Raw genomic sequence first — 11,161 nt, forward strand, 5'->3', positions numbered from 1 at the left:
CACCGTGCGGCAGCTCATCCTTCGAGGATCCCGAACCCGACGGGCCCGTGGGGGCAGAACGTGCGAGGACCGGCCGGCGCCCAGCGCCACCAGTCTTTACAAAGACCTCGCACGGTCGGAGGTGTCGTAGGGGTCACTACGGCACCGACCGGACCACACACGTCCTGCCCCAGGTTGGACAACGCCGCCCCGGGCCCCTCAGAGATCCAGAACCTCTAATTACTAACGAATTAGAGGTGTCGGCGCCGTTAAGGAGTGACCCACAGGGGTTGACCTGGGGCGACGAGCAGTGCCGTGAAACGGGTTGGCAACCGATGAGGCAACCATTGAGGCAACAGGTGAAGCAACCAGTGAGGCAACCGGCAAGGCAACCGGTGAGGCAACCGGGTTCAAGCGCCGGCGGCGCCCAGGAGCATGCCGAGTAGCGTCCCGCTCGCGAGGAAGGGCCCGAACGGGATGGCCGACGTGCGGGAGGCCTTGCGGAGCATGAGCAGCGCGAGTGCGTAGACGCCGGCCAGAACCTGCGCGGCCATCACCCCCGCCGCAAGGGCCGTCCAGCCGTGCCAGCCGAGCACGGCGCCCAGAGCCAGGGCGAGCTTCACATCACCGAATCCGAGACTGCGCGGGCTGATCAGGAACAGCACGAGGTAGCCGCCCGCCATCGCGAGCATGCCCCCAAGCGCCCCGGTGAATGATCCGCCCGCTCTGGGGAGGAGAGCTGCGACGCCGAGCCCGGCCAGGGCAGAGACAGCGAGCGGCAGGGTGAGGACGTCGGGCAGGCGATGCGCCATCAGATCGATCACGCCCAGCAGAACGAGAACCGGCACCGCAAGCAGCCAGATCATCAGCTCGGGGCGCGGTCCGGTGGCGTGAGCAAGGAGCGTGCAGCCCAGCGTGGTGGTCAGCGTGACCGGTAGCGCGGATGGCCCGTAGGGGGCAGCACAGGTTGTGCAGCGGGCAAGTCCGGCCCAGGTACGGATCGGGTGGCCCTGCGGACAGCTCGCACGCCAGGGCGTCCCAGCCTCCGTAGAGAGACGGTAGGCGACCCGCGGGATGAGGATCCCGGCGGCGATGCCGTAGCAGGCGGCGAAGAGCGTCAGCTGGGTCACGTGGTGAGAGTACGAGACGGCTCCACGTGCCGGACGGTACGGGCCTCGTCAGCGGCAGGTACCTCGTGGTCACGTTGGCGGCGACGTCTCAGGCTGCAGCGCGGAGTAGCCGCGCAGACGCAGCCGTGGGTGAATCGCCGCGCTCCAGAAAGTGACCCAGGGCTCCGGAGGGAGTGACCCATTGGGGGTTCGGGGGCGGGGTTCCGATTGGGCAACCGTTTGACCTGCAGCTTTGGTGTTCCGGGTCACCTTCTGGGTCAGGGGTGCTGAGGACAGTCGACGACACGTCATCGAGAAAGTGGGGCCGTGTCGTGGACATCCGTGTCTTCAAGGGACTGAACGCCGAGTGGGCGCTGGTGTGTGCTGAGCCGGGCTCGGGTGAGCAGGTGCGGGGCTGGCTGGAGGGGGCTGGCGTGCTGTGCCGGGGTGAGGGTCCGGCGGAGTTGGCGGAGCTGCTCGGCTGGATCGGTGTGCGGGATCGGCGGCTGGGCCGTGAGCACAGCGACCGGTGGATGCGGGCTCTTCTCGCGGTGGCGTCGGGTGAGGGCGCGGAGGCGAGGCTGGCGGCTCGGGTGGTCGTCCAGGCGATGTTGGACGGGGCGGTGCGGATGACGCTCTCGTTGCTGCGCCCCGTGCGGGACTTCGACGAGGTCGGTCAGGTCGTGGTGGCGAGCTTGTACGGGGTGGTGCGCTGCTATCCGCTGCACCGGGCCCGGAAAGTCGCCGCGAACCTGCTTCTGGAGACGTTGCACCGGGCAAGCCGGGAGCTGCGGGACGACGACCCGCAGGGGCTGGAGTGGGATCCGGCGCTGGCGGAGCTTCCCGGTGCCGAGAACGTCGCGGACGTCGTATGCCGCAAGGCCCTCACGGAGCAGGCCGTGTCTGACGGACTCGCGCACGCTGGCGAGGAGCTGGATCCCGCTCAGGCTGAGCTGGCCGAACTGCTGCTGTGGGGAATGCGGAAGGGCTTGCTGACGCAGGCGCGGGCGCGCCAGATCGCGGGTGAGGTGCGTGAGGAGTCCCGGTCTGCGGCCCAGGAGGCCGGGGTTTCGGCGGTGACGTGGCGCAAGCGGCGCAGTCGGAGCGTTGCGCGGCTGCGGTCGGTCGCGGAGCAGTGGGTGCAGGCGGCGTGACGTTCCGCGGATTGGTGGGTGCCGGGGTGTCACGTTCGGGCCGGGGCGGCTCCTTGCGGGGGTGGCACGGCGGATCGGCCGCCGGTGAACCGGTATGGGAGGTGTCGGCTGTGGTGGACACGGACGAGGCGGTGCTGGTGCGGGCCCGCCGTCGGCTGGGGGAACTGGCCGCGCTGTTGGAGGTCGCGCCGTTCTCGGCGGACACGGAGGAGGCGATGCGCTCCTATCTGCGGGATGAGGCTCCGGGAGCGCGTGCGGCGTTTGCCCGGTGGGCGGCGTTGCCGGCGCAGACCCGGCGCACTCGCGCCGCGCTGCTGAGGGAGGCGCTGTCGTGAGGCGCCGGGAGCACGACTCGATCCGTGGTCGTGGCGGTGCGGACGGGCGGTCCGGTCCTGGGGTCGGGCGTCGGTCGGAGGAGGAGTCAGTGGTGCTGCCCGGGGAGGCCGGCGGGTGGGCTCTGGGTTCCCTCGGCGCTGCGGCGAACGCGGTGACGGTGTTGCGGCGCTCGGCGTGGGTGCTGCTGCTGACCGGGCCGGCACTGGGCGTGTGGGCGCTGCTGGCGCAGCCGGACGTGGCATCAGGTACGGCGGCTGTCCCGGAGCGGTCCGCAGCCGCGGTCAGCAGTGTCTCGGATGCAGGTCCGGGTGGGTTCGCGGAGTTGTTCGTCAGCGCCTACCTGGAAGCCGGGGAGGGGACGCAGGCTTCGCTGGCGGCCTTCCTGCCGGGCGCCGAGACGCTGGCGCTCTCTGCCGGTCCCGGGAGTCAGGTGGCGGAGCAAGTCGCGTCGGTACGGATGCGTGCCGTTTCGGACGGCTACTGGGCGGTGACGGTCGCCGCTCGCGTCCGCCTGGTCAAGTCCGCCCCTGAGAAGCCTGGTGCACCGGAGCGAACTGATGTGGTGATGCGGTACTTCCGGGTGCCGGTGCGGTCTGGGCCCGGCGGGACGCTCACGGCGGTGTCCCTGCCTGCCGAGGTGAGTGCGCCGCCGGTGGGGAAGGCACCCGCGCTCGTCTACGGGCAGTGGGCGGAGGCACGTGAGACGGACGCCGGGGTGAGGACGCTCGGGGGGTTCTTGTCGTCGTACCTGGCGGGCGAGGGGGAGCTGGACCGGTACATGTCTCCGGGCAGCACGCTGTCGCCGGTCGTGCCGGCGCCGTATGTGTCGGTCAGGTTGGACCGGCTCGCGGAGTACGGGACGAACGCCCCGGGGGCGGCTTTCCCCGAAGGCGCGGAGATCGCGGACGGCACTCGGCGGCGGCTGCTGCTGGGCGTCACGGCAACGGATCACGCGGGCGTCGAGCGGCCGCTGACGTACGCGCTCGCGCTGAAGGCGCGGGATGGACGGTGGGAGGTGGAGGCCGTCGAAGCGGCGCCGCTTCTCGCTGCCGCTGCAGGTTCTGGTTCCTCTGACGAGCGGAGCAACTGATGGACGGCATGGCGGTGCTGGCGGATGCGCTCACCGACGTGGATGGCCTGGGCGTTCGGGTCCGGAATGTTCTGACGGGCACGGTGATGTCCGTGATGCTGGTGGTCTCGGTGATCATGACGTGGGGCAAGACGAAGTCGGTACTTGCTGCGGGTGTGGCGTTCCTGGGGGCGGCTGCTCTCTGGTTCGCGGTGATGAACGCGGTCGTCTTCCGCAACAGCGTCGGGGAGACCATCAAGCCTGGCGGGGGTGTTGCCCCGCCGGTGACCGAGGGGCGCGGGCCGGCGGTCGTCCGGGTCGTGGAGCCTGCGGGTTCTTCGGGGCCTGGCGGTGAGGTGCTGTGAGCGCGGTCAACCCGTCGGTCGAGGACGAGGTGCTGGTCGGCCGCTGCTACACGAAGGCGCGCCGGCATCCGCTGATGATCGGGAAGTGGCCGGGAGGCCGCGGCGCGATCTGGGGTGGGCCGTACACGGTGCCGCAGGTGGTCGTGATCGCCGTGGTGTTCGGTGTCCTGATGCTGACGCGCGGGGTGTGGGCGCACTTCGGGCTGGTGAATCTGGTGATCGCGATCGGTGTGCCGTATGGGCTGTCGCTGGTGGTGCGTCACGTGCACATCGACGGGCGCAATCCGCTCCTGGCCGCAGTGAGCGCGGGCGGGACTGTGGTGGCGCCGGCCGGAGGGCGGCTCGGGGGCAGGCCGGTGAGGCCGCGGGGGCGCCGGCCGCTGGTGGGTGTGTGCAGCGTGACCTGGACGCCGGCGGCGTCCCTGCGGGAGGTCCGGCGGCTGGCTGAGAACCAGGGAGACCGGGTGGCCAAGTCGGCGGCCGAGCAGGTCGCTGATTCGTCGGGATCGGGGGTGGGGCGGCCGGTTTCGGCGGCCGCGGGGCTTCTGGCGTTGCGTCATGAGCGCGGACAGGTTCGGCAGACACGTAGCGGAAGGGCGGGGGTGTGAGCGGTGAGGATGCCGATCCGGCACGTGGCCGGGAACGTCGTGTGGACGACGCAGGGAACGGTCTGGGCGGTCTTCCGGGTGCAGGGCGCTGATACGGCTCACGCCTCGCGGCGTGCCAAGCAGCAGCGGCTGGGCTACCTGGAGGCGCTGGTCAAGCAGCTGCGGGGAGAGTCGATGCTGCTGAGCCTGTGCCCGGCAGTGGACCCGGCCGCGGTAGTCGCGAAGATGTGCGCGGACATCGATATGGGGGCCTCGCCGCGCTATCGCGAAAGCGTCGATGTTCTGCGCGGTCAGCTGGAGCAGCTGGAGTTGACGGGACGGTCGGACTGGCTGGCCCTGCCCCTGCCGATGCAGCGGGCGGAGTCGGTGCGCGAGGAGTTCACGGCCGCGCGCGCCGGAATCGCGTTGACGCTGGGACTGCTCCCCCGGCCCGTTTCCGCGCGTGAAGAGGAGCTGCGCCTTGGGCAGGCGGAGCGGCTGGCGTCGGCGTGGCCGTCCGGGATCGGTATCCGTCCGGCGTCGGCAGCGGAGGTGCTGTGGATCTACGGGCACAGTGCGCGCCGCGGCCTGGTCGAGCCGGCCTTGCCCGATGGGGTTCAGGGTGAGCGGCGCATGCGGGGGCGTGGGCGGGGGGCGGCCGCGCTGGGTCAGGTGGTCCTCGCCGAGGGCGGCCACCTTCTTGCCTGGCAGGACGAGGACGGCGACACCGAAGGCGGTCACAGGACGAAGGGGTGGGGGAATCCGTTCGCGCGGCGGTGGCTGGAGGTGACGACCGAGTGGGGGCCGTCGTACCAGGCGATGCTGGCGCTCGCCGAGATGCCCGAGGCGTTCGCGTTTCCCGGCTCGGAGTATCTCGGCCAGCTCGATGACTTCTCCTTCCCGGTGGACTGGGTGGTGCGTCTGCGGGTGGAGGGCGGCGCGGCGGCGGAGGCCAAGAGCCGGCGTCAGGCAAGGGAGCTCGCCAACCAGTATCAGGAGTACGGCGGGGAGACGGCCGGGGTGCCGGCCAGCGTCGACAAGGCTGCATCAGGCCTGGATGAGTTCCGTGAGCGTCTGACGTCCTCCACGACGGAAGTGGAAGTGCGGGCGATGACCGCGCTGTGCGTGTGGGGCGGCACCCCGCAGGAGGCGGAGCGGCGGGCGAGTGAGCTGGCCGGTCACTTCGCCGGCGGCGAGTACACCTATGTCCGGCCGCTCGGGGAGCAGGAGAACCTCTGGTACGGAATGCTGCCCGGCGCCCGTACGCCGTCGGTGATGGCCCAGTACTCGCAGTACCTCCTCGCGCGTGACTTCGCGATGGCAGGCCCGTTCACCGGCAGCGCGCTGGGTGATGAGACAGGGCCCCTGTACGGGCTGCAGCTGGCTAACGGGGGTGTGCGGCCGGTGTTGTGTGACTGGTCGCGTGGCCCGAGGGAGAACGTGTCGGCGGCGGCCGCGTGGGTCGGTGAGCTGGGCAGTGGCAAGTCGGTGGGGATGAAGGGCGCCATGTACTCGGTGCTCGCCGCCGGGCGGCGTCTTCGCGGTGTGAGGCGGGGGCGGGCGGTGGTGGTGGACCGGACCGAGCAGCAGGAGTGGGTGCGCTTCGCCGAGGCCTGCCCCGGCGAGAGCGAGATCATCACGATCGACGACCAGGCGCGGATCTCCCTGGACCCGCTGCGGATCTTCACCAAGCCGGCGGAGGCGCAGCGGTTCACCGAGTCGTTCCTCACGCTGCTCCTGGGGCTGGCGCCGATGAGCGAGGAGGGAATCGCCCTCTCCGAGGCGATCGAAGCAGTCCTTCAGGAACCGGGCCCGTCGATGCGGGTCCTGGTCGAAGAGCTCACCAACCGGGGAGCGGGCGGGGATACCTTCGCGGCACTGGCGGCCCGCCGGCTCGCGGCAGTACGCCGCAAGGACCTCGCCCGCGCGGTGTTCGACGAGTCTCTGCCGGTGGTGCGCAACTCGACCGCCGACAGTGTCGTCTTCGCCGTAGCGTCGCTGGCGCTGCCGACGAAGAGCGAGCTCGAGGCGGGGCGTCTGGAGAAGCTGCAGTTCGAGAAGACGTTCGGGCGCGCGGTGATGTATCTGATCGCCGCACTGTGCCGGAAGATCGTCTACGCGCAGCCGGATGAGTTCGCGGTCGTGGTGTGGGACGAGTGCTGGTGGCTCACGTCCTCCCCCGAGGGCCTGGACCTGGCGATCGAGCTGGTCAAGGACGGCCGCAAGCACAACGCGGGCGCCTGGTTCGGCGGGCACGACGAGGACGACATCGGCCCCGCCTCCAGCGACAAGGGCCAGATCCTGCGCGGGCTGATCCCGCGCAAGTTCCTCTTCCGGCACACCAACCGCAACCTCGCCCGGCGGGGCCTGGCGTTCCTGGGCTGCAACCCCGAGGACGAAGACCTCCTCACTCTGGTCACCGCCGGTCTGTCGCCCAACCGGCCGGACATGAACGACGCGGAGCGAGCGGCGCGTGCCGGCGAGTGCCTGCACCGCGATCTGACCGGGCGGATCGGCACCATGCAGGTCGTCATCCCCGCCGACCAGGCCGCCGCCGACCACATTCACTCCCAGCCCGTCCGGCAGACAGTCTGATGCCCCAAAAGCAGCGCCTCGTGCGGAGCGCGACACGTGTGGGGGCGGGTGTCGGGGGCCGTGCCGTCGCAGTGGTGCGGTGGGCGCGGCCGGGCCGGGCGCTGCTGCTCGCGGTGGTCCTGCTGCTGCTCGCCGGCGTGGCATCTCTGACGCTGACCGCGGTGGCCGCCGCCGCCCCAAGGCCCACGCCCACCCCCTCCCCGACGGCACCCTGGCCGCTCGCGCCGCCGGTCGATCCGGACAACCCGCTCGCGCCCGGCCCGGTCCTCACCCCGCCCGAGAACGGCACCACGCTGGAGGAGATCGGCAGGGAAGCGGAGAAGAAGGCAGCCGCCGAGAAGGCGGCGAAGGCGAAGAAGGCGAGGGAAGACTGGGACAAGGAGGTGGACAACTACCTCAAGACCCAGGCATCCCAGGGCGGTGTGCTGTCCGCGTTCGAGGTCACCGACCGCAACAACATCCCCGTCTCTGCCTACCGGATCTACGCCGACACCGGCGACTGGAACGACTGGGACCTCAAGGTCGAGCACTTCCTCGTCGAGATGATGTTCCTCTGCAACAAGTGGCTGGTCTCCTTCGCCTGCTTCCTCATCGCCTGGGCACTGTCGTTCTCCCTGGCCGGCCTGCTCCTCAAGCCCGCACTCCAGGTCTCGACCTCGCTGTATAGCGGGGTGATCATGCAGCTGGGGCTGCCCGCGCTGTTCCTGACGTTCTCGGCCGTGGTGGCGTCCTGGCACCTGATGTTCGGCAACCGGGCCCGCGGCTGGGGCGAGATGGCCGCGGCGATGGTCATCTCCGCGCTCGCCATCGGCGCGCTCGCCTCGCCGCCCGAGATGCTGCTGTCCAAGGACCACGGCGCGGTCGCCACGGTCCGCGCCCTGGCGGTGGAAACCGCCGCGCTCGTCCTGGACAAAGAAGCCATCGACGCCGGCGGCACCGCCACGACGACGGCAGGCAGCACATGGGAGAAGGCCGGGCAGGGATCGACAGTCGGACAGCGGGTGCGCAGTTCGTCCGGCTCGATCGCCCGGCCCATCACCGATGCCCTCGTCGACGCGTTCGTCGCCCGCCCGGCCATGATGCTCTCCTACGGACGGACCTTCGAGGACCCGAAGAGCGGCCGCGGCCCGCAGTGCGGCACGCTGTTCCGCCAGTCCCGCATCTCCCAGGCCGTCTTCGACCAGAAGATCGACGAGATCCTGGCCGCCGACAACAAGTACGTCCAGGACGTCCCCTTCATCGGCGGCCCTCTCAGCGACCTCGTCGACACCGCGACCCAGCCCGCTGAGACGGTCGTCCGCGAGAAGCTCGCCGCCAAAGGGCCCTTGAAAGAGTTCGAAGCCGCGTGCGTCAAGGACGGCGCCGCGTCGGCGAAGAAGGCCAGCATGGAGAAGGTCGGCGGCGCCTTCTTCATGGTCATCGCCGCATTCCTGACCTGCTTCTTCATGATCGCGCTGACGTTCAGCTTCCTCTTCGCCCAACTGCAGATCGCCCTCGAGGCGATGATCGCGAAGGTCGCGCTGGCCTTCGGAGTCCTGCCCGGCCCCGGACGCGGCTGGCTCTGGGACCGCGCGACCGCCATCGCCCGCTCCCTGGCCCTCCTCATCGTCTCCGTCACCGCCATCGCGGTGTTCGTCGTCGTCGTCAACGCCGTCCTCAACGCCTCCGACACCGACATCCCCGGCGGCATCACCATCCGCTTCGTCGTCCTGGACTGCGTCGTCGTCGGCGCCTTCGTCTACCGAAAGCGTCTGACCCGCGCCACCCGCGGTCTGGCCATGCGCGCCCGGGCCCGGGTCGGCAGCAGCGTCGCAGGCGGGGCGGTATCTCCGTCCGAGCTCGCCCGGCCACAGCGCGGCGGCATGGGCCGGAAGCTGGTGGTGGGCGGGCTCATGCTCGGCGCGCTCGCCGCGACCGGCGGCACCAGCGCGGCAGTCGGCATCGGCCGGGCCGGCGCCAGCCGGGCGGTCGCGCGTCTGGGCGGCAAGGCTCTGAGCGGCGCCGGGCGGGCAGTGGCCGGGACGGCGAACCTCGCCGGCCGCACGGCCCTCGCCGGGGCCAAGGGCGCGGCGAAGACGACGGCGTTCGGGTTGAAGGCGACCATCGGCCTGCCGGTCTACGGACCCCGCGCGGCCCGCCGGGTCGGTGCCGCGGCCGCGGCCCTGCCCGGCCAGGTTGCCTCCGTGGCCGGCAGCGCGGTGGCCGGAGTTCAGGGCGCGGTCCAGGCGGTCCATCAGAATGTCGTGGCACCCGTGGCGAACTTCAGCGGGGAGTACACCCACAACCTGCGCTCGCTCGGCCGGATCGTGACCGGCCGGGGCGGACTCGGCCGCTACAACGCCCCGCACAGGCCCGGCCCCTACCCGCCCGCCCCGCCCGCACGGCGCCCGCGTCCAGCACCCCGCCCGCGTACTCCCGCCCTCGCAGCCACTCCTGCTCCCGTTCCTGCCGTACCCGCTGTGCCGGCCGTGCCTGCCATGCGTCGGCGTCCGGCGCCACCGCGGGTCGTGCAGCCTCCGGCCGGACCGGCCCAGGCCATGCTCCGGCAGAGGCTGCACCGCCTCCAAGCCCAGCCTCCGCAGCCCGCGTCTCCCCCGCCACCTCAGCCCCCCGCTGCCCCGCCGACCCCGCAGACGCCTCCTCCTCCGGCTGCCCCGCCCACTCCTGCTCGGGCGCCTCGCCCTGCCCGCAGGACGCCGCCCGTGAGGCCGAATCCGCGCCGCCCGGGCCGGCCATGAGCGCGTCAACCAGGACAGCGCTGACCGTCGGTTCGGTCGTCCTCGCCCCTCTGGCATTCGTCATCGGACTCCTCGTCCTGTTCATCGCCGCCGTAGCCAGCGGGGCGACCGGCAACGAGGAAGAGAGCGGGAGGTCCGCCCCAGGGCCGGCAGACGCGACGCCGTCCAGCGTCCCCGGGATCGGCCCCGTCGTCCTCAGCGCCTACGTCAAAGCGTCAGATGCCGTCACCACGCTCCGCCCGAAGTGCTTGGGGATGCGCTGGTCCGTCATCGCGGGTATCGGCAAGGTCGAGTCCGGCCACGCCGCCGGCCGCAGAGTCTCGGCGAACGGCGACGTGACGCCCAGGATCCTCGGCGTGCCGCTCAACGGCTCAGGCGCCGGCGGGAACACCAGCGTCCACAGCGACACCGACAACGGCACCCTCGACGGAGATGCCGTCTTCGACCGGGCGGTGGGCCCTATGCAGTTCATCCCCTCCACCTGGCAGGGACCCTCCGGGCAGGACGGCAACGGCGACGGCATCCGCGACCCGCACAACATCTTCGACGCCGCCCAGGCCACCGCGTTCTACCTGTGCGGCACGGGACACAACAACCTCACCGACGAGGCGCAGCTACGCAAGGCGGTACTCCGCTACAACCAGTCCGGGACGTACGCGACCGAGGTCATCGGGCACGTCCGCACCTACGACCAGCTCAGCCGATCTGGTGTCGGCCATGGAAACTCGCCGGGCAGCCCCGTGTTCCATGACGGCAGTGCCGGCTGGCCCACTTCTGTCAGGAACCCCCGCTCTACAGCCGCAGCGATCACCTGGGCGCGCCAAGAGGCCGCCGCTGGGGGCCGGAACTGGTACCGGGCCTGTCTCGCGTTCGTCGCCCGGACCTACGGCTGGTCCTACTCCGGCGTCCAGTACGCCGTCGATCACTACTGGCAGATGCCCGCAGCCCTGCGCCACGACCGCGACCGCAGGCCGCCGCCCGGAGCACTGATGTACTGGGACACCGGACAGCGAGCCGGTCACGTCGCGCTGTACCTCGGCGGCGGGAAGATCGCCTCCAACGACATCCGGCGCAAGGGCTACATCGACGTCGTCGACGCGGGCGACATCGAATCCGTGTGGGGCGCCACGTACCTCGGCTGGGCCCCGCCGTACTTCCCCCAGGGTGGATAGAACACCAGGCAGACCGTTCCTACTCAGCGGACTGAGCCCCGGCGTCTGGCGCCGGGG

Annotated in this window: 9 protein-coding genes; 8 read left to right on the forward strand and 1 reads right to left on the reverse strand. The window is 71.1% G+C overall.

Features of this window, described 5'->3' with window-relative positions; genetic code table 11:
• Positions 1–389: 389 nt before the first annotated feature.
• Positions 390–1,109 carry a prepilin peptidase gene (locus ACIP84_RS35090; protein ID WP_401803651.1) on the reverse strand — a complete coding sequence of 240 codons (720 nt, stop codon included), beginning with the start codon at positions 1,107–1,109 and terminating at the stop codon, positions 390–392.
• 311 nt (positions 1,110–1,420) lie between these two features.
• Between ACIP84_RS35090 and ACIP84_RS35095 the strand changes: the two genes are divergently transcribed.
• The 8 genes from ACIP84_RS35095 to ACIP84_RS35130 all read left to right on the forward strand — a co-directional run bounded on the left by ACIP84_RS35095 (position 1,421) and on the right by ACIP84_RS35130 (position 11,104).
• Positions 1,421–2,242, forward strand: coding sequence for a hypothetical protein (locus tag ACIP84_RS35095; RefSeq protein WP_401803654.1), 822 nt, complete (start codon positions 1,421–1,423; stop codon positions 2,240–2,242).
• Positions 2,243–2,352: 110 nt separating this feature from the next.
• Positions 2,353–2,577: a hypothetical protein gene (locus ACIP84_RS35100; RefSeq protein WP_319322338.1), complete on the forward strand. Its 225-nt coding sequence runs from the start codon at positions 2,353–2,355 to the stop codon at positions 2,575–2,577.
• Between the two features lie 89 nt (positions 2,578–2,666).
• Complete coding sequence (locus ACIP84_RS35105; RefSeq protein WP_401803656.1) at positions 2,667–3,668, forward strand: conjugal transfer protein; 1,002 nt, start codon at positions 2,667–2,669, stop codon at positions 3,666–3,668.
• Positions 3,668–4,012 (forward strand): hypothetical protein, encoded by a 345-nt coding sequence (locus tag ACIP84_RS35110; protein WP_401803658.1) that lies wholly within the window; start codon positions 3,668–3,670, stop codon positions 4,010–4,012. The genes ACIP84_RS35105 and ACIP84_RS35110 overlap by 1 nt, the downstream gene beginning before the upstream one ends.
• Complete coding sequence (locus tag ACIP84_RS35115) at positions 4,009–4,620, forward strand: hypothetical protein (protein ID WP_401803661.1); 612 nt, start codon at positions 4,009–4,011, stop codon at positions 4,618–4,620. Before ACIP84_RS35110 ends, ACIP84_RS35115 begins: the two co-directional genes overlap by 4 nt.
• A 9-nt stretch (positions 4,621–4,629) precedes the next feature.
• Positions 4,630–7,194 carry an ATP-binding protein gene (locus ACIP84_RS35120; protein ID WP_401803912.1) on the forward strand — a complete coding sequence of 855 codons (2,565 nt, stop codon included), beginning with the start codon at positions 4,630–4,632 and terminating at the stop codon, positions 7,192–7,194.
• 74 nt (positions 7,195–7,268) lie between these two features.
• Positions 7,269–9,932, forward strand: a complete 2,664-nt coding sequence (locus tag ACIP84_RS35125) for a hypothetical protein (protein ID WP_401803663.1) — start codon at positions 7,269–7,271, stop codon at positions 9,930–9,932.
• Positions 9,929–11,104: a hypothetical protein gene (locus ACIP84_RS35130; RefSeq protein ID WP_401803665.1), complete on the forward strand. Its 1,176-nt coding sequence runs from the start codon at positions 9,929–9,931 to the stop codon at positions 11,102–11,104. Before ACIP84_RS35125 ends, ACIP84_RS35130 begins: the two co-directional genes overlap by 4 nt.
• Positions 11,105–11,161 lie beyond the last annotated feature (57 nt).

The organism is Streptomyces sp. NPDC088707 (assembly GCF_044752725.1).
In the GTDB taxonomy this organism is placed as follows: Bacteria; Actinomycetota; Actinomycetes; order Streptomycetales; family Streptomycetaceae; genus Streptomyces.